General features: G+C 36.9%; 24 protein-coding genes. 11 read left to right on the top strand and 13 right to left on the bottom strand.

The window, feature by feature from the left end; all coding sequences use genetic code 11:
• The first annotated feature begins 12 nt into the window (after positions 1-12).
• Complete coding sequence (locus KBJ98_RS03885; RefSeq protein WP_210788359.1) at positions 13-669, top strand: peptidoglycan-binding protein LysM; 657 nt, start codon at positions 13-15, stop codon at positions 667-669.
• 62 nt (positions 670-731) lie between these two features.
• Here the strand turns inward: KBJ98_RS03885 and scpA are convergent, their stop codons facing one another.
• The 4 genes from scpA to udk form a co-directional block, all read right to left on the bottom strand.
• Positions 732-2,870 carry a methylmalonyl-CoA mutase gene (gene scpA, locus KBJ98_RS03880; RefSeq protein ID WP_210788358.1) on the bottom strand — a complete coding sequence of 713 codons (2,139 nt, stop codon included), beginning with the start codon at positions 2,868-2,870 and terminating at the stop codon, positions 732-734.
• Between the two features lie 60 nt (positions 2,871-2,930).
• Complete coding sequence (locus KBJ98_RS03875) at positions 2,931-4,298, bottom strand: methylmalonyl-CoA mutase subunit beta (protein WP_210788357.1); 1,368 nt, start codon at positions 4,296-4,298, stop codon at positions 2,931-2,933.
• An 81-nt stretch (positions 4,299-4,379) separates the two neighbouring features.
• Complete coding sequence (locus KBJ98_RS03870) at positions 4,380-4,703, bottom strand: FtsB family cell division protein (protein WP_166138620.1); 324 nt, start codon at positions 4,701-4,703, stop codon at positions 4,380-4,382.
• An 81-nt stretch (positions 4,704-4,784) separates the two neighbouring features.
• Positions 4,785-5,393, bottom strand: coding sequence for a uridine kinase (gene udk, locus KBJ98_RS03865; RefSeq protein WP_166138832.1), 609 nt, complete (start codon positions 5,391-5,393; stop codon positions 4,785-4,787).
• A gap of 149 nt (positions 5,394-5,542) precedes the next feature.
• On the opposite strand from udk, the gene KBJ98_RS03860 reads away from it, so the two are divergent.
• The 4 genes from KBJ98_RS03860 (at position 5,543) to KBJ98_RS03845 (ending at position 7,900) form a co-directional block, all read left to right on the top strand.
• The gene (locus KBJ98_RS03860) at positions 5,543-6,124 is read left to right on the top strand and encodes a Crp/Fnr family transcriptional regulator (RefSeq protein WP_225899053.1); all 582 of its coding nucleotides are present in this window, start codon (positions 5,543-5,545) and stop codon (positions 6,122-6,124) included.
• 90 nt (positions 6,125-6,214) lie between these two features.
• Complete coding sequence (locus tag KBJ98_RS03855; RefSeq protein WP_210788356.1) at positions 6,215-6,970, top strand: pirin family protein; 756 nt, start codon at positions 6,215-6,217, stop codon at positions 6,968-6,970.
• 38 nt (positions 6,971-7,008) lie between these two features.
• Positions 7,009-7,539 (top strand): YceI family protein, encoded by a 531-nt coding sequence (locus tag KBJ98_RS03850; RefSeq protein WP_210788355.1) that lies wholly within the window; start codon positions 7,009-7,011, stop codon positions 7,537-7,539.
• A 61-nt stretch (positions 7,540-7,600) separates the two neighbouring features.
• Positions 7,601-7,900, top strand: coding sequence for a hypothetical protein (locus tag KBJ98_RS03845; protein ID WP_210788354.1), 300 nt, complete (start codon positions 7,601-7,603; stop codon positions 7,898-7,900).
• 81 nt (positions 7,901-7,981) lie between these two features.
• On the opposite strand, the gene KBJ98_RS03840 is transcribed toward KBJ98_RS03845, so the two are convergent.
• The 5 genes from KBJ98_RS03840 to dnaA all read right to left on the bottom strand — a co-directional run bounded on the left by KBJ98_RS03840 (position 7,982) and on the right by dnaA (position 13,007).
• Positions 7,982-8,863: an SDR family oxidoreductase gene (locus KBJ98_RS03840; protein ID WP_166138604.1), complete on the bottom strand. Its 882-nt coding sequence runs from the start codon at positions 8,861-8,863 to the stop codon at positions 7,982-7,984.
• A 79-nt stretch (positions 8,864-8,942) separates the two neighbouring features.
• Positions 8,943-10,070, bottom strand: a complete 1,128-nt coding sequence (locus KBJ98_RS03835; protein ID WP_210788353.1) for a methionine aminotransferase — start codon at positions 10,068-10,070, stop codon at positions 8,943-8,945.
• A 226-nt stretch (positions 10,071-10,296) separates the two neighbouring features.
• Positions 10,297-11,019 (bottom strand): SAM-dependent methyltransferase, encoded by a 723-nt coding sequence (locus KBJ98_RS03830; RefSeq protein ID WP_166138599.1) that lies wholly within the window; start codon positions 11,017-11,019, stop codon positions 10,297-10,299.
• Between the two features lie 82 nt (positions 11,020-11,101).
• Complete coding sequence (locus KBJ98_RS03825; protein ID WP_210788352.1) at positions 11,102-11,572, bottom strand: low molecular weight protein-tyrosine-phosphatase; 471 nt, start codon at positions 11,570-11,572, stop codon at positions 11,102-11,104.
• 7 nt (positions 11,573-11,579) lie between these two features.
• Positions 11,580-13,007 (bottom strand): chromosomal replication initiator protein DnaA, encoded by a 1,428-nt coding sequence (gene dnaA, locus KBJ98_RS03820; protein ID WP_166138592.1) that lies wholly within the window; start codon positions 13,005-13,007, stop codon positions 11,580-11,582.
• A 184-nt stretch (positions 13,008-13,191) separates the two neighbouring features.
• Here dnaA and KBJ98_RS03815 point away from each other — a divergent pair, with 184 nt between their 5' ends.
• Positions 13,192-13,596 carry an acyl-CoA thioesterase gene (locus KBJ98_RS03815; protein ID WP_210788351.1) on the top strand — a complete coding sequence of 135 codons (405 nt, stop codon included), beginning with the start codon at positions 13,192-13,194 and terminating at the stop codon, positions 13,594-13,596.
• Positions 13,597-13,627: 31 nt separating this feature from the next.
• Here KBJ98_RS03815 and KBJ98_RS03810 read toward each other — a convergent pair whose 3' ends face one another.
• The 3 genes from KBJ98_RS03810 to ribD are packed head-to-tail and all read right to left on the bottom strand — an operon-like array spanning position 13,628 to position 15,932.
• On the bottom strand, positions 13,628-14,251 hold the full coding sequence (locus tag KBJ98_RS03810) for an IMPACT family protein (protein ID WP_210788350.1): 624 nt from the start codon (positions 14,249-14,251) through the stop codon (positions 13,628-13,630).
• A gap of 42 nt (positions 14,252-14,293) precedes the next feature.
• Positions 14,294-14,896 (bottom strand): HAD family hydrolase, encoded by a 603-nt coding sequence (locus KBJ98_RS03805; RefSeq protein ID WP_210788349.1) that lies wholly within the window; start codon positions 14,894-14,896, stop codon positions 14,294-14,296.
• Positions 14,874-15,932, bottom strand: a complete 1,059-nt coding sequence (ribD, locus tag KBJ98_RS03800) for a bifunctional diaminohydroxyphosphoribosylaminopyrimidine deaminase/5-amino-6-(5-phosphoribosylamino)uracil reductase RibD (RefSeq protein ID WP_210788348.1) — start codon at positions 15,930-15,932, stop codon at positions 14,874-14,876. The genes KBJ98_RS03805 and ribD overlap by 23 nt, the downstream gene beginning before the upstream one ends.
• Positions 15,933-16,035: 103 nt before the next feature.
• On the opposite strand from ribD, the gene KBJ98_RS03795 reads away from it, so the two are divergent.
• Entirely contained in the window at positions 16,036-16,527 is a 492-nt protein-coding gene (locus KBJ98_RS03795; protein ID WP_210788347.1) for a GNAT family N-acetyltransferase, read from the top strand.
• A gap of 27 nt (positions 16,528-16,554) precedes the next feature.
• Positions 16,555-17,409, top strand: a complete 855-nt coding sequence (gene prmC / locus KBJ98_RS03790) for a peptide chain release factor N(5)-glutamine methyltransferase (protein WP_210788346.1) — start codon at positions 16,555-16,557, stop codon at positions 17,407-17,409.
• 274 nt (positions 17,410-17,683) lie between these two features.
• Here prmC and KBJ98_RS03785 read toward each other — a convergent pair whose 3' ends face one another.
• Complete coding sequence (locus KBJ98_RS03785; protein WP_187038262.1) at positions 17,684-18,925, bottom strand: ABC transporter permease; 1,242 nt, start codon at positions 18,923-18,925, stop codon at positions 17,684-17,686.
• A 373-nt stretch (positions 18,926-19,298) separates the two neighbouring features.
• On the opposite strand from KBJ98_RS03785, the gene hisS reads away from it, so the two are divergent.
• The 3 genes from hisS to dnaJ all read left to right on the top strand — a co-directional run bounded on the left by hisS (position 19,299) and on the right by dnaJ (position 22,831).
• Complete coding sequence (gene hisS, locus KBJ98_RS03780) at positions 19,299-20,675, top strand: histidine--tRNA ligase (protein WP_210788345.1); 1,377 nt, start codon at positions 19,299-19,301, stop codon at positions 20,673-20,675.
• A gap of 404 nt (positions 20,676-21,079) precedes the next feature.
• Complete coding sequence (locus KBJ98_RS03775) at positions 21,080-21,658, top strand: nucleotide exchange factor GrpE (RefSeq protein ID WP_166138567.1); 579 nt, start codon at positions 21,080-21,082, stop codon at positions 21,656-21,658.
• 57 nt (positions 21,659-21,715) lie between these two features.
• Positions 21,716-22,831: a molecular chaperone DnaJ gene (dnaJ, locus tag KBJ98_RS03770; protein ID WP_210788344.1), complete on the top strand. Its 1,116-nt coding sequence runs from the start codon at positions 21,716-21,718 to the stop codon at positions 22,829-22,831.
• The last annotated feature ends 137 nt before the right edge of the window (positions 22,832-22,968 follow it).

Genomic DNA, 22,968 nt, shown 5'->3' with positions numbered 1-22,968 from the left:
GAAAAACAATTTATGATAAAGAAGTGGTATTTTTACACTAGTCTGACTGTTATTACAGTTTTTTTGAGTTTAGGTTTTAGGCCTTTAAATTTAGAAACTAACCCCTGGTTTCTTATTAATGAAGAAGATGGTTCACACTACTTATTTCCATCTGAACAAGCAAGTGAATACAACAATTCAAGTATTCCTTACACTGGTAATTTTTTTGTTGGTTTTAAAGAAGCTATCGGAAAAAGAGAATCCGAAAGCAAGTATAAAAAAATCAATTCCTTAGGTTATTTAGGTAAATATCAATTTGGAACCGAGACATTGAAATCGGTAGGAGTAAAAAGCAGTTCTCATTTTTTAAACAGTCCAGAATTACAAGAAAAAGCATTTTTGGCCTTGTTAGCTAAAAACAAATGGGAATTAAAAAAAGAAATTGAAAAATACGAAGGAACCGTTTTAAATGGCGTTCGTATTACAGAGTCAGGAATTTTGGCAGCAGCTCACCTTGGTGGTGCTGGATCAGTTAAAAAATACTTCAGGTATAAAGGAAGACGCAATTTTTCTGATGCTTACGGATCGTCAATTCGCAGTTATATGAAAATGTTTAGCGGGTATGATACTTCGTTTATTGAAGCAGACGGTAATGCAACTGTTACGTCTATTTACAAATTACAAGAATAAAAAAAGGCTAGTACAATACTAGCCTTTTTTGTGCTTATTAGTTTTCAAGATGAAAAACTAACTTATTCGTCACCACCAATTAAAATTTCTAAAATACTAATGGCAGCTTCGCTAATTTTGGTTCCTGGTCCAAATACTGCTACAGCTCCCGCATCAAATAAAAATTGATAATCTTGCGCCGGGATTACACCGCCAACTACTACCATAATATCTTCTCGGCCGTATTCTTTTAAAGCCTCGATTACCTGTGGCACTAATGTTTTGTGTCCTGCAGCTAGAGACGAAACGCCTAGAATGTGCACGTCATTTTCAACAGCTTGTTTTGCCGCCTCGGCTGGTGTTTGAAAAAGTGGACCAATATCAACATCAAAACCTACGTCAGCGTAACCTGTGGCTACTACTTTTGCGCCACGATCGTGACCGTCTTGCCCCATTTTTGCAATCATAATTCTAGGACGACGCCCTTCTACAACGGCAAAATCATTGGCTAATTGTTTCGCTTTTTCAAAGCTTTCGTCATTTTTGATTTCCTTACTGTACACGCCGCTAAATGATTTGATTTGTGCTTTATACCTTCCAAAAACCGACTCTAAGGCATCACTGATTTCGCCTAAGGTTGTTCTATTTCTAGCTGCTTCTACTGCAATTTCTAGTAAGTTTCCTTCGCCAGTTTTTGCGCAGTGAGTTAGTTTCTCTAGTGATTGTTTTACTTTTTCACTATCTCGAGTTGCTTTGATGTGTTCAAGTTGCTCCAACTGCTGCTTGCGAACCATTTGGTTGTCTACATCCAAAATTTGCAACGGGTCTTCTTTTTCTAAACGGTATTGGTTAACACCAACAATGATATCTTGTCCGCTATCAATTCGAGCTTGTTTTCGGGCTGCAGCTTCTTCAATACGCAATTTCGGAATACCAGATTCAATTGCTTTGGTCATACCGCCTAATGATTCTACTTCTTCAATAAGTTTCCAAGCATTATCGGCAATTTCTTTTGTAAGGCTTTCTACGTAATAGCTTCCTGCCCATGGATCTACCGTTTTCGTGATTTTCGTTTCTTCTTGCAAGTACAATTGCGTGTTACGAGCAATTCTGGCAGAAAAATCAGTTGGCAAAGCAATAGCTTCGTCAAGGGCATTGGTGTGCAATGATTGGGTTCCTCCAAAAGCTGCCGCAGCTGCTTCAATACAAGTACGAGCTACGTTGTTAAAAGGATCTTGCTCTGTTAAACTCCATCCAGACGTTTGGCAATGTGTGCGTAGCGCTAGAGATTTGTCGTCTTTTGGCTCAAATTGTTTGACCAGTTTAGCCCAAATCATTCTTCCAGCACGCATTTTGGCAATTTCCATAAAATGGTTCATACCAATGGCCCAGAAAAAGGATAAGCGAGGTGCAAAATCATCTATTTTCATTCCCGTTGCTAATCCGGTACGAATGTATTCTAATCCATCAGCAAGCGTGTAAGCTAGCTCAATATCTGCGGTAGCTCCAGCTTCTTGCATGTGATAACCAGATATAGAAATAGAATTGAATTTTGGCATTTTTTGACTCGTATATTCAAAAATATCAGCAATGATTTTCATTGAAGGAGTAGGAGGGTAGATGTAGGTATTGCGAACCATGAATTCTTTAAGGATATCATTTTGAATGGTTCCCGAAAGTAATTCTGCAGCTACACCTTGCTCTTCGGCTGCTACGATATAAAAGGCCATAATAGGCAAAACAGCACCGTTCATGGTCATGGATACTGACATTTCATCTAGTGGGATTTGATCAAAAAGAACTTTCATATCCTCGACAGAGTCAATGGCTACTCCAGCTTTTCCTACGTCACCAACCACGCGTTCGTGATCTGAGTCGTAACCGCGATGCGTTGGTAAATCAAATGCAATTGACAAACCTTTTTGACCTGCTGCTAAGTTTCTTCTGTAAAAAGCATTACTCTCTTCGGCAGTAGAAAATCCGGCATACTGACGAACAGTCCAAGGACGTCGTACGTACATCGTAGCGTAAGGCCCTCTCAAATTGGGAGCAAATCCAGCTCCAAAATCAAGATGCGATACTGTTTCTAAATCCAATTTAGAGTAGGTAGGCTTTACTGAAATGCCCTCAGCAGTTAAAAAAAACGACTCGTTTGCTGCTTCCGGTTGATTGGCAGTTGCTGAAGGTTGTAATTGTAAATGTTGTAAATCTTTTCTTTTCATTTGTGTCATACCAATTTGTACAAGTTGGAAAGGTGGAATGTGTTGAACCTTTAGTTTGAATTATGCTTCGGTATTCAATCGTTCTTGTTCTAGTTTTTCGGCCAAACGTTTTTCAATTATTGGCGTGATAAGAGTTTTGCGAGGTTTTATTTTTACAAAAGGAAACAATTCCAGATCGTGTTTCATCCTGTCGTTTTTGTTAGGATGTTTATTGGTTCCCAACAATATCTCTTTACCACTATCAAAAAGATCTTGACTTGCATCAGCGCTTTCTTGAATTTTACGCTTTATGATTCCCTCGTTCAATTGTTTCAAAAAGCCACCGTTAGCCTCGATATCTTTAAACAAATTCAATGCTTTTTCAGCCAATTGATTCGTTAGAGTCTCGATGTAATAGCTACCGTCTGCTGGATTATTTACTTTGTCAAAATAACTTTCGTTCTTTAAAATAAGTAATTGGTTTCTAGCAATTCTGTCGCCAAATTCATTGTCTTTATGGTACAAAGCATCGTAGGCTAAATTGGCAACAGCATCAGCTCCACCAAGAATAGCACTCATGCACTCTGTCGTGGTGCGTAACATGTTTACATTGTAATCGTAAAGCGTTTTATTGCGTTTCGTAGGTGTTGCAATGATGTGACAATTTGGGTTGGCCTCATATTCTTTTGCAATTAGCGAAAACAACAAGCGTAAAGCTCTTAATTTCGCTATCTCGAAAAAATAATTGGTTCCAACGGCAATTTCAAAAACCATCGGTTGCTTTTGGTACGACAACTGATTGAAATATTCTGTGGCATGACCTAAAGCATACGCAATTTGCTGCACCATATTTGCTCCTGCGTTTTGGTACAAGGCCGCATTAATGCTCAGTACTGAAAGCGAAGGATGCTTGGCGCAAATGTTTTGCAGGGTTTCAAAATTGTTTTTCTCTTTGGTAGTAAACCAGTTTCCTTCTTTGGCTAAATGCCCAATTGGATCTAAGTTTAAGAAAATTTTCGCGCTACTATTTGCAGCAAACGCAGCAATCTTATTCACGAAATCGATTGAAATAAACGATAGGTTAAAGTAAACCGTTCTGTTGTTCAATGGTGTTTTTTCTAACAAGCTAGTAACATCAATAGTCTCGTTATCAATTGAAAAACGAATGCTGTCTGCGCCACGTTGCAATGTATCGGTAGCTCTTTCTATCGATTTTTCGAGATCGTAAACGTAAATATTTTGACAAATACTAAAATCAGTCGCTTTTGTGGCAACATCAAAAGTATTTTTGCTATCCTCTTGAGTATAAAAAGGTTTTACTTGAATGTCTTCTGGCGATGTCCAAACCAAGGTTTCATTATAGTCAGCGCCTTTGAGTTCAAATTGAATTTTTTGTTTCCATTGTTTCGCCGAAACGGAATCGAAATCATCAAAAAGGTTTGTTGTCATTGTGTTTGTTATTTGAAACGGCTCCAATTTTTGTAAAAACAAGAGCCGATTATTAGGAGGTGTAAACTTTATTTTGAGGTTTTACTCTTGCTCTAGTGAATCATTTTCAAACTCGATGATGTAAATATCCTCACTGTCTTTCTTCATGTAATATTTTTCTCGAGCATACTTTTCAATTTGTTCGGGATTTTTCAGTTGCCTAATGTTTTCCTGATCTTTTTTGATTTCTTCTCGATAGTAAGCAGCATTGTCCTCTAAACTTTCAATTTCATCATTCAAAAATTGATGGTCAAAATAGGAGTAATTGTCCAAGAAAACCATCCATATAGTAAAAAACAACAATACCCAAACGTATTTATTGCTTAAAAATTTAAACCAAGGATTGTTTTTAAAACTGCTTTTCATATTCCTGTTTTGTTGTGGCTGTAAAGCGCCAAATGCTTTTTGTTGATTTGCTATTTAGAATATCCGAAAGGTACAATTAAATTATAAAATGCGTTGATTAATTACGGCACGTACTACGTCAATCGCAACAGTATTGTATTTGTCATTAGGAATGATGATGTCTGCAAAAGCTTTTGTCGGTTCAATAAACTGCTCGTGCATTGGTTTGAGCGTATTTTGATAACGATTAATCACCTCATTCATGTCACGACCACGCTCTGCAATATCTCTTTTCATACGGCGAATCAAGCGCTCATCAGAGTCAGCGTGAACATAAATTTTTACATCAAAAAGTTCTCTCAACTCTGGGTTGGCCAAAATCAAAATCCCCTCTACAAGCATAACTTTACGTGGATGTGTAAAAACGGTATCATCAGTTCTGTTGTGGGTTACAAATGAATATACGGGTTGGTGAATATTATTTCCAGCCTTCAATTCTTTTAAATGCTCTACCAACAATGGAAAGTCTATAGCACGCGGATGGTCAAAGTTAATTAAGGCTCTTTCGTCAAATGAAAGACCGTGGTTTTCCTTGTAATACGAGTCTTGTGAAATAATACCAACCTCTGCTTGTGGTAATTCGTTCATGATTTGATGTACAACTGTTGTTTTTCCACTTCCTGTACCACCGGCAATTCCAATAATGAGCATAATAATTTTGTTATGTTTTTGATGGTGCAAAAATAACAATTTAAATGGCAGCAGTTTTTGTTTTTTACATAAATATTGGTGCATCTTCACCATTTTTTTTACCAAAGGCAGCGCTTATTTTTGTACCTTTCCAATCTAAATAAAAAGTTTTGTACGAACAAATTAACACAAATATCTCTCGCTACGTACCTTTTGATTCAGAGGAGTTAAGGATTTTTAATTCTTTGATGGAGTATAAACAAGTGCCCAAAAAGACGATGTTGCTACAAGCAGGCGAGATGTGCAATTTTGAAGCTTTTGTTATAAAAGGTTGTGTTCGTAAATATTACATTGATGCCAATGGATCTGAAGTCATTTTACAGTTTGCTATTGAAAATGCTTGGGTTAGCGATATTTCATTTAGTATTTATGAGCATAAACCCAGTCAAGTGTATATTGAAACGCTCGAGGATTGTTCTTTTTTCATTTTTACTCCAGAAACTAAAGAAGCACTTTTTGCGCAAGCACCTCGATTTGAACGCGCTTTCCGAATCCTTATGCAGCGTAGTTTGGCGGTAACCCAAGAACGCCTATTTAATACTATTGCTAAGTCGGCAACCGAAAAATATGTAGAGTTTTTAGAGCAGTATCCTACACTTTCGCAGCGTGTAGCCCAGCATTACATTGCTTCATATCTCGGTATTTCAGCCGAATTTTTAAGCAAAGTCCGCCATAAAATCGCTAAAACGTAAAAAAGCGAGTTTTATTTTTCTTGTCCTAGTTCAATGTTTTTAATTGGCTTTTGCTCCAACTTTGCAGTGTACTTTTAAACAACTTGAAAAATGGAAAATACAAATACTGCCCCAAGCATTGATACCAATTTTAAACATGTGCTTCACAAAGCTGAAACTCGTGGTCATGCCAATCATGGTTGGTTAGAATCATACCATACTTTCAGTTTTGCAAATTACCAAAATAGAGAACGCATGAATTTTGGTGTGCTTCGTGTTTTAAATGATGACAGAGTCAATCAAGGAATGGGATTTGGTAAGCATCCGCACGACAATATGGAAATTATTTCTATTCCGCTCGAAGGCGATTTGGAACACCAAGACAGTATGGGAAACACTACTGTAATTAGAGAAGGTGATGTACAGGCCATGAGTGCTGGAACAGGAATTTTTCACAGCGAATACAACAAAAATCAAGACCAGTTGGTTAAGTTTTTGCAAATTTGGATTTATCCGAACAAAAAAAATGTAACCCCTCGATACGATCAAGTGACGCTTGATTTAAACGATCGTCATAATAAATTACAGCAAGTTTTATCACCAAATCCTGAGGACGAGGGCGTTTGGATTCATCAAGATGCCTGGTTTCATATGGGGAAATTTGATGCAGGCGTAGCAACGCAATATCAAATCAAAAAGCCAGGAAACGGCGTTTATATTTTTGTGTTAAAAGGCGATTTTACGGTGCAAAACATCAACTTGAATCAGCGTGACGGTTTAGGAATTTGGGATACTGATTCCTTATCGTTAACTGCAAATTCAGAAGGTGCCGAAGTCCTTTTGATGGAAGTACCAATGCAACTTTAAATAACAAACAATCAATTAATTTTTTAAATAAAACAATTATGGCTGCAACTAAATGGGCAATTGACCCAACACATTCTGAAATTGGGTTTAAAGTAAAACACATGATGTTTACAAATGTTTCAGGTAAATTTTTAACTTTTGATGCTACTATCGAAACTGAAAACGAAAGTTTCGAGAATGCTAAAATTAATTTTACGGGAGCTGTAGCTTCAGTAAATACAGGTAATGCTGATAGAGACAAGCATTTGCAAAGTGCCGACTTTTTTGATGCGGAACAATTTCCAGAAATTACTTTCCAAGCGACTTCATTTACACAAAAAAGTGGTTCTGATTATGAATTGGTTGGTGATTTGTCAATACATGGCGTAACAAAATCCGTTAGTTTAGCTACTGATTTTGGTGGAACAATGCAAGATCCTTGGGGAAATACTAAAGTAGCTTTTGCTTTAGAAGGTAAAATTAGCCGCAAAGATTGGGGCTTGACTTGGAATTCAGCTCTTGAAACAGGTGGTGTTCTTGTAAGCGATGAGGTTCGTTTGGCAATCGAATTGCAATTCGTAAAACAATAAATTCTATTGTAAAAAGTAAGTCGTTGTTTAGGCTTTCGCCGAAGAAATGTATGCTCATGCCATGAAAAAAGTCAATATTTTATACATAGGAAGGCATCTTGAAATATTGCAAACGGTAATTCGTTTGATCAATAAGCAAGATAATTGGCAGGCGCAAGGCGTATTAAAAGATGAGGAAGCAAAAGCAATTTTTGCAGCATATAATTTCGATATCGTTTTGTTGGGATGTGGAATTTTGGAGGAAGAAGAAACGGCTTTACGCTCTTTTTTTGAAAAGCAACAACCCCATTGCCGAATCGTACAACATTACGGCGGTGGCAGCGGATTACTTACTAGCGAAATCTTACTGGCTTTAGAATAAATATTTTGTAAATAAAAAAGGCAAAACTAACAAGTATTACACTTGGTTGGTTTGCCTTTTTTTATTTTTTTAAACTTGTGTTTATTTATTCTTTTTGGCTTTGATCATCATTTCTAGTTGATCCCAAAGCTCTTCTGGAATTGCTTCTAAAAGATTGAATTGTCCAGCTCCTTTTAACCATTCGCCACCATCAATGGTAATGACATCTCCGTTTACATAAGCTGAAAAATCAGATACCAAATAGGCAGCTAAATTAGCAAGCTCTTGGTGATCTCCCACACGTTTTAGCGGAACTTTTTTAGCCATATCAAACTTTTCAGCCAAATCACCTGGCAACAATCGGTCCCAAGCGCCTTTGGTAGGAAACGGACCTGGAGCAATTGCATTGGTTCGAATTCCGTATTTTGCCCATTCTACAGCCAAACTACGCGTCATTGCCAATACACCTGCTTTTGCTGTAGCACTAGGTACTACATATGCTGATCCCGTCCAAGCATAAGTCGTAACAATGTTTAGCACCGTAGCCGAAGCTTGTTTGGTGTCAATCCAATGTTTACCAAATGCCAAAGTACAGTTTTTTGTTCCTTTTAATACAATATCAATTACGGTATCAAATGCATTAGCTGACAATCGCTCGGTAGGTGAAATAAAGTTTCCTGCTGCGTTGTTTAGCAGTACATCTACTTTTCCAAAAGTTTTTAAAACTTCTTGCAACATGTTCTCCACTTCGGTATAATGACGCACATCACACTGAATTGGTAAGCAGCTACCGCCTGTTTCTTGTTCTAATTCTGCAGCTGTTGTTTTCAATTTTTCTAAATCGCGAGACGAAATAGCCACCTTGGCACCCAACTCTAAAAAATATTTAGTCATGGCTTTTCCTAAGCCACTTCCGCCGCCAGTAACCACAATTACTTTGCCTTCTAGGGCATTATCGCGTAACATTTTATCTGTATAACTCATCTTTTTTCTTTTTTACAATTGTAAATATACTAAAAATTAAATAGTATGCATGCATAATAAATTTATTTTCAAACCAATTTTAAAGGGCACACAGGCGCGCTGCAGCCGCTTCAAGGGTTGCATTGTCTTTGGCAAAACAAAACCGAATCAGTTTTAAATCTTTTCCATTGGCATAAAAAGTAGAAATTGGGATGGCCGCAACTCCAAAATCGGTAATCAAACGTTTGCAAAAATCGACATCACTTTCTTGCGAAATAGCGGCATAAGAAGCAACTTGAAAATACGTTCCTTCGCAAGGCATTAGTTTGAAGCGACTGTTTTGCAAAAGACTTCTAAAATAATCTCTTTTTTCTTGATACATCTTTTTGATGTCGGCAATAGCAACTACATCTAAATATTCGGCAATTGAAACTTGGCAAATGCTGTTGACGCTAAAGACTAAAAACTGATGTACTTTTTTAATTTCGTTCATCAAGTGTTCTGGAGCAACCAAATAGCCAATCTTCCATCCGGTGATATGAAAAGATTTCCCAAAAGAGGACACGACAATAGTTCTGTCATGCAAAAAGTGGCGAGTGTGAGCGGAAATGTGGTTCTCTTCGAACGTGATGTATTCGTACACTTCGTCAGAGAGTAAAAGTACTTTTGGATATTTGGTTAATAAGCGTTCTAGCGCTTCAAAATCAGTAGGTTTTAAGATTTTTCCAGTTGGATTGTGCGGATTATTGATAATCAGCATTTTGGTTTTTGAGTTAAATGCTTCCTCAATTCGCTCCCAATTGGTTGCATAGTCGTCATCGAGTGGTACTCGAATAGGTTTTGCTCCAGCTAGGAGAATAGGAGTCTCGTAGCAATCATAACTTGGGTCAACAATTACTACTTCGTCATTGGTTTGAATGAGCGCCGTAATCGTAGTGAAAATTCCTTGTGTCGCACCAGTAGTTACCAAAACTTCGGTTGCAGCCGCTAACTCTCTTTGATAGGAATCTTGTATCAATTTTGCTATTTTCTCTAACAAGGGTAAATATCCAGCCATAGGTGCATATTGGTGGACATTTTCATGCGCCAGCCGCGCGACAATGGCGGTTAGTCGCTCATCAACGGGAAAATTAGGAAAGCCTTGAGATAGATTTATCGCGTTGTGCTTTGCTGCCATTTGCGACATTACCGTAAAAATACTTGCGCCGCTGTTGGGTAATTTACTCATAGTTAAGGTGCCAAATTAGGACCTCAATATAGCTAATTTAAAGTAAATTTTGCTGCAAAATTTGCTATGAAATTGTTGTGTAAAGCAGATTTTTTTTCCGTCAGAAGTTGTTTTTTTACAGAATAAAAACTCGCAAGACTATTTGCAAAACAGAATAAAAATAAAGAGTTTCTTTTACAATGTTCTTGCGTTAACAACTTAAAGCTAACATATAAAAAAACAATTTTTACATTTTATGAATGATAAAAATGGTAGGACGCTTATGTAAATCTATGGATTCCTTTTTCCAAGCGGCAATTTTTTTAGTTCGAATGTATTCTGTTGGTAAAGTAATGTCAGTAGCAATGCACAACAAGGTTTCGGGATGTAAAACTTGAATTAAATCTTCTAGCAGTTTGTTGTTGCGATAAGGAGTTTCAATAAAAATTTGAGACTGATTTTTTTCAAAAGAAACGCGCTCTAAGGTTTTAAAGCTGGCTTTCTTTTCGTCTTTTTCAATTGGTAAGTAGCCGTGAAACGTAAAACTTTGACCGTTCATGCCGGAGGCCATCATTGCCAAAAGGATAGATGAAGGACCAACTAATGGAATAACTTGAATGCCTCTATCGTGCGCTAGTTTTACAATTACAGCGCCAGGATCAGCTACTCCAGGGCAACCTGCTTCGCTCATTAAACCCATGTTCTCGCCAGCAAGTAAAGGTTTTATAAAGTCAAGATGCTCTTTGGTTTCAGTGTGTTTATTTAAAACAAAAAGCTTCAATTCTGATTGCTTTTTTTCAGGAACAACCAGTTTTATTGATTTCCGAGCGGTTTTGTCGTTTTCTACAATATAATGATCAATCAGTTCAATACTTCTTTTTATAGTTTGTGGCAACACATCCATCGGGTCACAATCGCCCATGGTTGTTGGAATTAGATATAGTTTGCCAAAAGTGTTGGTTGATTGCATAAAATAGATTTGTAAAATGTAAAAAGAACTGCTGACGGTTCAATTTTATTTCTAACTAGAATTGAACGACTATAAAATGGAATTAATTTGAATTTTGAGCCAATAGCTTTTTTGCAATTTCATCACAAGCTTGATCTAGCATTTGATAAACCATATCAAAACCATTATTCAAACCGTAATACGGATCTGGAACATCTACATTTTCACCTGGAAATATTTCATTCAAAATCATTTTTACTTTAGCCGCTTCTTCTGTGTTACGAGCAAGTCGTATAACATTTTTGTAATTTGAACTATCCATCACGTAGATGTGATCAAAGCTATCAAAATCAGATTCACTAAACTGTCTGCCACGTTGCTGTGTGATGTCGATGTTGTTTTTGCGAGCTACCGCAATAGAGCGTTCATCTGGGCCATTGCCTACGTGCCAAGCGCCCGTACCAGCGGAGTCAACGGTGAAAAGATCTTTGGGAAGTTTAGATGCTAAAATGCCTTCGGCCAATGGTGAACGGCAAATATTTCCTAAACAAACCATTAAAACTTTTACGGACATGATGCTATTACAAAGTTAGTTTTTTGTTGATGTCGTCTACAAACTTTTTGAATTGTTTGTCGGTTGCAACCAAATTGTCAACGGTTTTGCATGCGTGCAATACAGTAGCGTGATCACGATCTCCTATTTGAGAACCAATGTTTGCCAAAGAAGCCTTGGTGAATTTTTTTGCAAAAAACATGGCCAATTGTCGGGCTTGCACCACATGGCGTTTACGCGTTTTCGATTGAAGCGTTTCTAAATCCAATTGGAAATAATCCGATACGATTTTTTGAATGTAATCAATAGAGATTTCTCTTTTTACATTTTTAACAAACTTCTCTACAACACTTTTGGCCAATTCGATGGTTACTTCTTTTTTATTGAAAGAAGATTGTGCGATCAATGAAATAATGGCTCCTTCAAGTTCACGAACATTTGATTTGATGTTGCGAGCCACGTATTCAATGATGTCTTCTGGAATTTCAACACCATCGCGGTACAAAATATTCTTTAAGATAGAAATACGAGTTTCGTAATCTGGTTGATGCAATTCAGCAGATAATCCCCATTTGAAACGAGACAACAAACGTTGTTCAATGTCTTGCATGTCAACAGGCGCTTTATCCGAAGTTAAAATAACTTGCTTTCCGTTTTGGTGCAGGTAATTAAAAATATGGAAAAATACGTCCTGCGTTCCTGATTTACCTGATAAAAACTGAACATCATCTATAATCAAAACATCGATTAATTGATAGAAGTGAATAAAATCGTTTCTGTTGTTTTTCTTTACAGAGTCGATGTATTGTTGTGTGAAAATTTCAGCTGAAATGTATAAAACTGTTTTCTCAGGATATTTGTCTTTGATCTCAACACCAATAGCGTGCGCCAAGTGTGTTTTTCCTAAACCAACTCCACCAAAAATCAGTAAAGGATTGAATGAAGTTCCACCCGGTTTGTTAGCCACAGCCATACCTGCTGAACGAGCTAAACGGTTAGAATCTCCTTCTAAGAAATTATCAAAACTGTAATTCGCGTTTAATTGCGATTCGATTTTTAAATTACGAATCCCAGGAATTACAAATGGGTTTTTAAGTTCTGGATTTAAGTTTTTGAATGGAGCATCAACTTCCTGTGGTTTCATAGGAACTCTATTGGCACTTGGCAACTGTTCAGTAAACGGTTGTTTGTTGCCATAAGTGTTTTCCATTCTAATTTTATAAAGTAACTTTGCATTTTTGCCTAGTTCTTTAGTAAGTGCCACTTTCAATAATTTTACATAGTGTTCTTCGAGCCACTCGTAAAAAAATTTACTTGGTACTTGAATATACAATGCGTTATCGGTAAGTTCAACTGATTTGATTGGTTCGAACCAAGTTTTGTAAGCTTGGTCTTGAATGTTGTCCTTTATAAAAGACAAACAGTTTTCCCATACTGATTGAGCAGTTTTGTTCATATATTCTAAATAAATTGTTTTGTTTTGTAACTTTTAGCTTACTAAAAGAAAGATGTTTGGTTACTTATTTTTGGGGTAACAAATATGTGAACAAATTTTTTTAAAAAAAAATATATGGGGTGGTAATTTTTCAAAATATTGTTGTAAGGCACCTTTTTTTAATTCAAATTTTAATATAAATATAATGAAAAGTCATCAAGTAGAAGTTCGAGTTCGATACTCAGAAACAGACCAAATGGGAGTTGTTTATCACGGAAATTATATCCCTTATTTTGAGATTGGAAGAGTGGAATGGCTTAGAAACAAAGGGATTTCATATAAAGAGATGGAAAAAAGTGGTATTGCTTTGCCAATTGTTTCAATGAATATCAATTACAAAAAATCGGCGCGATATGATGAACTTTTAACAGTTCATACAACATTTAAAAGTCAAAGTTCAGTAAAGATTGAATTTGATTGCGAAATCCATAATGAAGGTGGTGAGTTATTAACAACGGCCCAATTTATTCTGGTTTTTGTGTCCTTAAAAACAGGAAAAGCTACCGCTCCGCCTGATTACATTTTGGAATTGCTAAAAACGATCGAGTAAAGCGCGAAAAATGCAATTTTAAGACCTAATTTTAAGCTCTTTTGATGTTAATTTCAAACATAGAATTGAAAATGTCGAAAGTAATTTCGGCATTTTTTTTGCGTGTTTTTATCGTAATTACACCTAAGGGCGCATCCGTTTCAGGATTTATTTTCATCTCCTGAGCCACGATTTCTAGTTTTTTTTCTTTAATCACGCGCATGACTTTGTTCATGTTTTGGTAGTCAAATTCGATTATAAATTCGCTATCGACTGTTTTTTCGATGATGCTGGCTTCTTTTAAAACTTCTTGTGCTGTGGTTTTATAGGCTGAAATTAATCCGCCTACACCCAATTTTACTCCACCATAAATTCGAGCCACAACAACAAGTAAATTAGTTAAGCCGAAAGACTGAATTTGACCATAAATTGGCATTCCAGCGCTATTACTTGGTTCTCCGTCGTCATTAGCGCGGTAAGTAGTTTGTTCGGTTCCTAACTGGTAAGCGTAGCAAAAATGCCCTGCTTGCGGATGTGTTTTTCGTAGGGTTTCAAGTATCGGTTTTAGCTCTTCTTCGTGTGTGATTGGAAAAGCGTATCCGTAAAATTTACTATTTTTTTCTTTAAACAGAATTTCTTCAGTAGGATTGGCAATAGTGAGGTAGGTATCTTTCAACGAAGTGTGATTGGTGTAGTTATGAATTCGAAATGTATTCTTTTAAAGTAGGTCTTTTTCGTAAAGTTCCGTAACATCTTCTTGGCCCACTTGTAAATTCCACACTTTGATTCCTAGCTCTGCCGCAGCATCGGTGTTTTCTTTTTTGTCATCTACAAATAAAACGGTTGCAGGGTCAAGTTGTTGCTCATTAAGTACGCGTTGATAAATGGCAGAATCAGGTTTGCGCATGCCCATTTCAAAAGAAAAATAAATTTTTTCAAAACAATTATAAAAAGCCTCGTAAAAGCCTTTTCCGTTTTGTTGTTCAAAATACGATATATGAATAGAATCTGTATTCGATAATAAAAACAAACGGTATTTTTTAGAAAGCGCTTTTAAAAAGGTCAAGCGGTGTTGCGGAAAATCCAATAAAACAGCATTCCAAGCTTCCAATATCTGGTCTTGAGTAGCATCGTGAAGTTGCTGTTGTAATCCTTGCAAGAATACGTTTCGGGATATTTCGCCACGTTCAAACTGTTCATTAAGTTCATCAAGAGTAGCATTCCATTTTTGTAAACCTAGTTTTTCTAGAGCGCTTAAAGTGGCTTGTTTATCTAAATTGATAAAAATATCGCCAAAATCAAATACTATCGATTGAATCATGATTGTTAACAATTACAAGTTGATCAGTTGCTATTTGTTCTTCTGTCGAGCTAAAATAAGGAAAAGAGGGTGCTTTGATACCATTTCCCAACTGTGTTTTGCTGGTAAAAATACGCGCTTCGTCCCATATTCCACAATCAATAAAGGCTTGCAAAGTATGTCTGCCACCTTCAATGATTACCGATTGTAGTTCTTGCTCGTATAAATGTTGCATCATTTGTGCTACACTATTTTGATCAAAATCAATCGTGACATAAGTGGTGTTTTCAGTGTTTGGAAGATTTTGATTTCGAGTAAAAACAATTGTTTTTTGCTGGTCGTTTAGCACAGCATTTGAAGTTAAAACTCGATTGTTTGGGTCAATAACCACTCGTGTGGGTTGCAAACCAAACCAATCTCTGGCGTTGAGTTTTGGATTGTCATCCAATACCGTTTGTGCACCAACAAGTATCGCTTGCTCTTCGGTGCGCCATTTGTGAACCAATTGTCTTGAGTGATCAGAGGTAAGCCAAACCGGTGCCGTTATTTCTTTTTGCAAAGGCGCCAAAAAGCCATCACGACTTTGCGCCCATTTCAAGATTATAAATGGTCGTTTTTTTTGGTGAAAAGTAAAAAAACGCTTGTTCAATTCGTTGCACTCTTTTTCTAATATCCCAACTGTGACGTTAATGCCGTTTTCGACCAATTTTTTAATTCCGTTCCCGGCTACTTTTACATTAGGATCTACCGTCCCGATGACGACGTTCGGAATTTTAGTGTTCACAATTAAATCACTACAAGGTGGTGTTTTCCCGAAATGACTGCAAGGTTCCAAGCTGACATAAATAGTCGCTTTTGCAAGCAAGCTTTTGTCTTTTACTGATGCAATGGCGTTTACTTCGGCATGAGCCTGTCCCGCTTTTTTATGCCAACCCTCGCCAATAATAGTATCATTGTACACAATTACACTTCCTACCATTGGATTTGGGTAGGTCGTACCCAAGCCATTTTTGGCTAATTCGATGCAGCGCTGTATGTATTTTTCATGTTTGTTCACGGCGCAAAAGTACTAATTTTTCAGCGGATGTTTTTGTTTTGAACTATTCAAAAATTTGTCATAAAGTATTTCTATTTTTGCCAATAAATAATTGGCTCATAAAATGGAAAATTACACCATCAGAAAGATCGAAAAGCAAGATAATCCTGCTGTTGCAGCACTAATCCGTGCTATTTTTGACGAAATGAACATCCCAAAAGTAGGTACTGCTTACGAGGATCCGTATCTTGATTTGATGTTTGAGGAGTACAGTAAACCAAGATCGATTTATTATGTGGTAGAACATCAAGAGACGATTGTGGGTGTAGCCGGAATTGCACCTTTGGCCAACCAAACCGACAATATTTGTGAATTGCAAAAAATGTATTTCCTGCCACAAACACGCGGATTAGGAATTGGTCACGAAATGATGTTGTTGTGTTTGCAGAGCGCCAAAAATATGGGGTTTGATAAATGCTACCTCGAAACAATGCCGTTTATGACTGATGCTCAAAAGCTCTATAAAAAAGTAGGTTTTGAATCCCTTTCGGAGCCAATGGGTTGCACAGGTCATAGTAGTTGTCCGATCTGGATGCTAAAAGATTTAAACGCCTAATTACCCCATTTTTCAAACCTCCTTTCCATGAAAATCAGAGACTATCGCGCTTATTTTATTCAAGAATTAACACCTATTTGTTCTGCTGAAGAAGCCGAGAGTTTTTTTTACATTATCTTGGAGGATTTGCAACAGCTCAAAAGGTTTGATTTAGCTTTAAATACTGATCTTTCGCTGTCTGAAGAGCAGCTGAATCAATGGAACGCCTATTTGGTACAGCTGAAATTGGAGATTCCTGTTCAGTATGTTTTAGGAAAAACCAATTTTTTCGGATTAGATTTTGAGGTGAATCCAGCTGTTTTGATTCCGAGACCTGAAACGGAAGAGTTAGTTGACTGGATTATTGAAAGTCAAAAAGAATCTTCAAAAGATCAAAATCTGCGAATTATTGACATTGGTACCGGCAGCGGTTGCATTGCAATTTCTTTGGCAAAAAATATTCCTCACGCCCAGGTTATGGCACTTGATGTATCTGTTGCTGCTTTGGCAACAGCCCAAAAAAATTCACAAAATAACAAAGTTGATGTGGTTTTTAAAAATCAAAATATTCTAGAAACAAATGATTTACAGGAACAGTTTGATGTAATCGTTTCTAATCCGCCATACGTTCGTAATCTTGAGAAAGTAGAAATCAAGAAAAACGTTTTGGACTATGAGCCGCACTTAGCGCTTTTTGTTGAAAATGATAATGCGTTAATTTTTTACAGAAAAATTGCCGAATTGGCGCAGAAAAATCTAAAACCCAACGGCTTTCTATTTTTTGAAATCAATCAGTATTTAGGCCCTGAAATGATTGGATTGTTGCAGGATATGGGTTTTAAAAACATCATTCTCAAAAAAGATATTTATGGTAATGATAGAATGATACGTGCTACGTATTAGTTTATTGTGAATATTAGTCCATAGCAATTACCATAGCTTTTTTGCTACAGATTAAAAGGATTTCCACAGATTACTTCCATAATTCAAATACACTTTTTTCTTGATTCACTATAAATCTACTATATAAAAAAAAGTCGGTTGCGGAAGTCTAACGTAATGTTATCTAACAGTAATTCGTTGCGGCGAAAACTTATTAAAAAGGAGCAACAATTCAATACGATTTGTTGCTCCTTTTTTTATTGGGTCACGACCAAATTAGGTTATAAAATGTTTCTTATTCATATCGCAACGCTTCAATCGGATCTAAAACAGCCGCTTTAATAGCAGGGTAAAGTCCAGATGCAATCGCCACGATAAAACTAGTTATAAAAGCAGCCATAATCGCTCCCCACGGAATCACGAAGGCAAAACTCATGGCAGTTGCAATTCCAAAGCCAATTAGAATTCCAAAAATAATTCCAACCAGTCCACCTAATTGTCCAATAAGTAAAGTTTCAATAAAAAACTGAATCGCAATAGTAGTTTTTTTGGCGCCTAATGCTTTACGTACACCAATTTCACGCGTTCTTTCAGTTACCGATACAATCATGATATTCATCAAGGCAATCGAGGAGCCCAAAACGGTGATTACTCCAATCAACCAGGAGGCAAGTCCCAAATATTGTGTGATTCCCAAAATACGATTGATCAAATCGTCGCTACGTACAATTCCAAAGTTGTTGTCTTTTACCGGGCTTAATTTTCGCACACGTCGCATAGTACTTGTAGCATTGTCAAGCGCTTGTTCAAGCAATTCTTTTTTGCCCACCATAACACTTACGGTATAATTGATGTTAGGAGCGGTAAATAACGAACGCGCCACTTGAATCGGAATCAAAATACGCAAATCTTGACTGTTACCAAAAGTAGATCCTTTCTCTTTCAGCACGCCAATAACTCTAAATTTTGCCCCACGAATGGAAATTATTTTATCAATAGGGTTCACATTTTTCAGCAATCCTTTTTCAAAATCAGATCCTACCACACAAACATAAGCGTTGTTGTCAATATCAAAGCGAGTGAAATTTCTTCCTGAACTAGTCTCTAATCCGGAGTTGGTCATAAAATATTCATCAACACCTACAATTGAATTTTCAGGATCGGTTTTCGTGGCTTCGTATTTTACTTCTGCCGCGGCTGTAGCCGTAAAGGACAAAGAAGTTTCGGTAAACGGATAAGTGTATTTATTTTTAAAAGCAACCGCTTCTGGGTACGAAATAATCGGGTTGATGATTTCGCGCTCGCCACCACCTCGATTACGTGTAGTATTTTCGTATTGTTTGATGTTGAAAGTATTGGCTCCCATCGATGCAAAATCAGAGGAAATGGTGTTCTCCAAGGCAGATACAACGGTTAAAATACTCACTAAAGCAGTGATTCCAATAGCAATAATCATTACCGTAAGCACCGTTCGCAACAATTGTGTTCTTATGGAGCCTAAGGCAATTCGAACATTTTCTTTGAATAATTTTATCATAATACTACGTTTGACACCAATTGACTTATTTCGTTACATTTTTCTACCATAACCTGCTTTTTTGTTCTTCTACTTTCCTATCAGTAGCTTTTTCCCGCTTTTTGTTACCATTCGCAGCAACAAATTCTTTGTTTTCATTTCACCCAAGGAGCTTCCGTTGGTCGCTCTTGGTCGCAACAAAACAATAGTATTTGTTTCGCTGCGCCTGTTCACTTCAATCGGGGCTAGGCGTATTGCAATAAAATGACGTTTTTTCTAAAGAGAATAATTTTAAAAATATGATATTTGCACCTTAATTCATCTTTTATTGATCAAGATTTTAGCCATCGCGCTTTTGATCTAAAAAGGTATTGTAAAAAGCAATCATAAAACCATGGCATCAAAACCAAGTATTCCAAAAGGAACGAGAGATTTTTCACCTGCTGAGGTGGCAAAACGCAATTATATCATTCAAATTATAAAAACCAATTTCGAGAAATTTGGTTTCCAACCTATCGAAACGCCTTCTTTTGAAAACTCTGAAACCCTGATGGGTAAGTACGGCGAAGAAGGAGATCGTTTGATTTTTAAAATTTTAAATTCAGGCGATTATTTGGCTAAAGCTAATGCTACGCATTTAGAAGCGAAAGACAGTACTAAATTAACAGCAAGTATCTCTGAAAAAGCATTGCGTTACGACTTAACAGTGCCCTTTGCACGTTATGTGGTACAACATCAAAACGAGATCGAATTTCCGTTTAAGCGTTACCAAGTGCAGCCTGTTTGGCGCGCTGATCGTCCGCAAAAAGGCCGTTTCAGAGAGTTTTTTCAGTGTGATGCTGATGTGGTAGGTTCGCAATCGCTTTGGCAAGAAGTAGAGTTAGTGCAATTGTATGACAGTGTTTTTGCAGCGCTAGGATTGCAAGGAGTGACAATTAAAATTAACAATCGAAAAATACTTTCTGGAATCGCTGAGGTAATTGGCGCCTCAGATAAATTAATTGATTTTACCGTAGCACTTGATAAGCTAGATAAAATTGGCGAAGACGGTGTTAAAAAAGAAATGACCGAAAAAGGCATTACGGCCGATGCTATTTCAAAAGTGCAACCGCTGTTTCAGTTTTCAGGAACTTTTGCCGAGAAAATTCAACAACTTTCTTCTCTTTTAGCAGATTCTGCCGAAGGTATGAAAGGAGTAGAGGAGTTGCGTTTTATTTGTGACAATGTGGCAAATTTAGGTTTATCAGCAGCAATTTTGGATCTTGATGTAACTCTAGCTAGAGGTTTAAATTATTACACTGGAGCTATTTTTGAAGTAGCAGCTCCTAAAACCGTAGCAATGGGTTCTATTGGTGGCGGTGGCCGTTATGATGATTTGACGGGTATTTTTGGACTTAAAAACATGAGTGGCGTTGGAATTTCATTTGGTCTGGACCGCATTTATTTAGTAATCGAAGAGCTAAGCTTGTTTCCACAAACGGTAACGGCAACTTCTGCAGCTTTATTTTTGAACTACGGTCACAAAGAAGCCTTATACGCTATGCAAGCTATTGGCAAATTACGCCAAGCTGGCATTCGCGTTGAGTTGTATCCTGATGCTGCAAAACTAGCCAAACAATTTCAGCACGCTGACAAGCGCGGAATTCCCTACGCCGTTTTGGTAGGTGAAACTGAAATGGAAGCAGGAACTTACGCTCTGAAAAACTTAGCATCTGGAGAGCAGCAAAACCTTTCTTTTGATGAATTGTTGAAGGTGCTTCAAGTAAAATAATAGCATAAAAAAAAAGCTTCGTTTGTCTCAAACGAAGCTTTTTTCTATAATGTAATGGTGAATTAATAATTACTTGGTATTCTCGTGGCATCTCAAATTTTCCATTTGCACTACCATCAATCGCAAAACTATAAAAATAGATTTGATTTAATCATAAAATAATCCTAATTTTTTTCTTTTATTATCAAATAGCGCAATCTAAAATTCGATTTTCTTATTCTTTACAGCTAGCTATGTTATTGAAAAAGAGCTTTTTTGTCCTGATTCAGAAAGGTCAGGATGACACTTTCACGAATTGCTCTGCAGTACTACAATCAAAACTTTGACAACTGTAAAATATAAAGAGTGACAATTTGACATTTTAAAAGAATTGGCAGTACTTTTGCAATCCAAATGAAATTAAAATGAATTTTAAGAATATTTTTAAAAATAAGAATACTATGACTACTGAAAATACAGAAATCGATCAAGAATTAGAGGGCACTACAGTAGAGAACACCACTAGTGAAGAGCAAACTGTTGTTGAGGAATTAAGTGTAGAGGAGCAATTATCTCAGGATTTAGCAAAGGAAAAAGACAAGTATTTACGTCTTTTTGCTGAGTTTGAAAACTATAAAAGAAGAACAGCTAAAGAGCGTATCGATTTGTTTAAGACAGCAAATCAAGAAGTTTTATTGGCTTTACTTCCTGTTCTTGATGATTTTGACAGAGCAATTATCGAAATTAACAAGTCAGAAGATGAATTGTTAACAAAAGGTGTAGAGTTGATTCACGAAAAACTAAAAAACACTTTAGTTGCTAAAGGATTAGAGCAAGTTGATGTAAATGCAGGTGATGCTTTCAATGCTGATTTTGCAGAAGCAATCACTCAAATTCCAGCTCCATCAGATAGTATGAAAGGAAAAATTGTTGATGTTCTTGAAAAAGGATACAAATTGGGTGACAAAATCATTCGTTTTCCTAAAGTGGTTATTGGTCAGTAAGGCGCTACAATCACTAGCAAATTAATGTAAGCTGAACAGGCACAAGAAAAAATAAAGATGAAAAAAGATTTTTACGAAATATTAGGCATTTCAAAAAACGCTGACGCGAATGCAATTAAAAAAGCATACCGAAAAAGTGCGTTGCAATATCATCCTGACAAAAATCCTGGAGACAAAGAAGCAGAGGAAAAATTCAAATTAGCTGCTGAGGCCTACGAAGTATTAAGTGATCCTCAGAAAAAAGCCAAGTACGATCAGTACGGGCACCAAGCTTTTGATGGCTCTGGCGGTTTTGGCGGCGGCGGTCACGGCGGTATGAATATGGATGATATCTTTAGTCAATTTGGAGATATTTTTGGCGGTGGTTTTGGCGGCTTCGGTGGCGGAGGTGGCGGCGGAAATCGTCGTACTAAAGGAAGTAATCTTCGTATCAAAGTAAAATTGACTTTGGAAGAGATTGCCAATGGTGTTGAGAAAAAAGTAAAAGTAAAACGTAAAGTACAAGCTGCTGGCGTTACCTATAAAACTTGTAATACCTGTAACGGACAAGGTCAAGTAATGCGTGTGACGAACACCATTTTAGGCCGTATGCAATCTGCTTCTACTTGCCCAACTTGTAATGGTTCAGGTCAAATTTTAGATAAAAAACCAGCCGACGCAGATTCACAAGGAATGGTTCTTGAAGATGAAACGGTTTCAATCAAAATACCAGCAGGTGTTGTTGACGGAATGCAGTTAAAAGTTTCAAACAAAGGAAACGATGCGCCAGGAAACAGCGTACCAGGTGATTTGATCGTAGCAATCGAAGAGTTAGAGCACGACTTCTTGAAACGTGAAGGCGAGAATTTGCACTATGATTTGTACATTAGCTTTGCTGAAGCTGTTTTAGGTATTTCTAAAGATATCGAAGCCATCAACGGAAAAGTACGTATCAAGTTAGAAGAAGGCATTCAATCTGGTAAAATTTTACGTTTAAAAGGAAAAGGAATTCCAAGTATCAACGGATACGGAAACGGAGATTTGCTAGTTCATGTAAATGTTTGGACACCAAAAACATTAAACAAAGAACAAAGACAGTTTTTTGAAAAAAACATGAACGATGACAACTTTCACCCTAATCCTGAAAAGTCAGACAAGTCCTTTTTTGAAAAGGTAAAAGATATGTTTTCATAATACAAACCCAATCTAAGTTGGATTGATTGTATTTTGATAAACGCCAACAAACCCATCCTGTTATTTAGCACGGATGGGTTTTTTTATGCACTCGTTCCGCTGCATATCAGGACTAATTTTTTTACATTTACAGCAAT

Origin of the sequence: Flavobacterium erciyesense, from assembly GCF_018069925.1 — a bacterium.
GTDB classification, from domain to species: Bacteria; Bacteroidota; Bacteroidia; order Flavobacteriales; family Flavobacteriaceae; genus Flavobacterium; species Flavobacterium erciyesense.
This window is presented reverse-complemented; position numbering and strand designations above follow the sequence as displayed.

Coding starts and splice junctions, on each gene's coding strand:
- KBJ98_RS03815 (WP_210788351.1), top strand. CDS start 13,192: ATGAAAAGTCATCAAGTAGAAGTTCGAGTTCGATACTCAGAAACAGAC.
- KBJ98_RS03775 (WP_166138567.1), top strand. CDS start 21,080: ATGAATTTTAAGAATATTTTTAAAAATAAGAATACTATGACTACTGAA.
- KBJ98_RS03830 (WP_166138599.1), bottom strand. CDS start 11,019: ATGCAATCAACCAACACTTTTGGCAAACTATATCTAATTCCAACAACC.
- KBJ98_RS03875 (WP_210788357.1), bottom strand. CDS start 4,298: ATGACAACAAACCTTTTTGATGATTTCGATTCCGTTTCGGCGAAACAA.
- KBJ98_RS03805 (WP_210788349.1), bottom strand. CDS start 14,896: ATGATTCAATCGATAGTATTTGATTTTGGCGATATTTTTATCAATTTA.
- KBJ98_RS03835 (WP_210788353.1), bottom strand. CDS start 10,070: ATGAGTAAATTACCCAACAGCGGCGCAAGTATTTTTACGGTAATGTCG.
- KBJ98_RS03885 (WP_210788359.1), top strand. CDS start 13: ATGATAAAGAAGTGGTATTTTTACACTAGTCTGACTGTTATTACAGTT.
- KBJ98_RS03850 (WP_210788355.1), top strand. CDS start 7,009: ATGGCTGCAACTAAATGGGCAATTGACCCAACACATTCTGAAATTGGG.
- KBJ98_RS03825 (WP_210788352.1), bottom strand. CDS start 11,572: ATGTCCGTAAAAGTTTTAATGGTTTGTTTAGGAAATATTTGCCGTTCA.
- dnaJ (WP_210788344.1), top strand. CDS start 21,716: ATGAAAAAAGATTTTTACGAAATATTAGGCATTTCAAAAAACGCTGAC.
- KBJ98_RS03870 (WP_166138620.1), bottom strand. CDS start 4,703: ATGAAAAGCAGTTTTAAAAACAATCCTTGGTTTAAATTTTTAAGCAAT.
- KBJ98_RS03855 (WP_210788356.1), top strand. CDS start 6,215: ATGGAAAATACAAATACTGCCCCAAGCATTGATACCAATTTTAAACAT.
- udk (WP_166138832.1), bottom strand. CDS start 5,393: ATGCTCATTATTGGAATTGCCGGTGGTACAGGAAGTGGAAAAACAACA.
- KBJ98_RS03840 (WP_166138604.1), bottom strand. CDS start 8,863: ATGAGTTATACAGATAAAATGTTACGCGATAATGCCCTAGAAGGCAAA.
- scpA (WP_210788358.1), bottom strand. CDS start 2,870: ATGAAAAGAAAAGATTTACAACATTTACAATTACAACCTTCAGCAACT.
- prmC (WP_210788346.1), top strand. CDS start 16,555: ATGAAAATCAGAGACTATCGCGCTTATTTTATTCAAGAATTAACACCT.
- KBJ98_RS03845 (WP_210788354.1), top strand. CDS start 7,601: ATGAAAAAAGTCAATATTTTATACATAGGAAGGCATCTTGAAATATTG.
- hisS (WP_210788345.1), top strand. CDS start 19,299: ATGGCATCAAAACCAAGTATTCCAAAAGGAACGAGAGATTTTTCACCT.
- KBJ98_RS03785 (WP_187038262.1), bottom strand. CDS start 18,925: ATGATAAAATTATTCAAAGAAAATGTTCGAATTGCCTTAGGCTCCATA.
- dnaA (WP_166138592.1), bottom strand. CDS start 13,007: ATGAACAAAACTGCTCAATCAGTATGGGAAAACTGTTTGTCTTTTATA.
- KBJ98_RS03795 (WP_210788347.1), top strand. CDS start 16,036: ATGGAAAATTACACCATCAGAAAGATCGAAAAGCAAGATAATCCTGCT.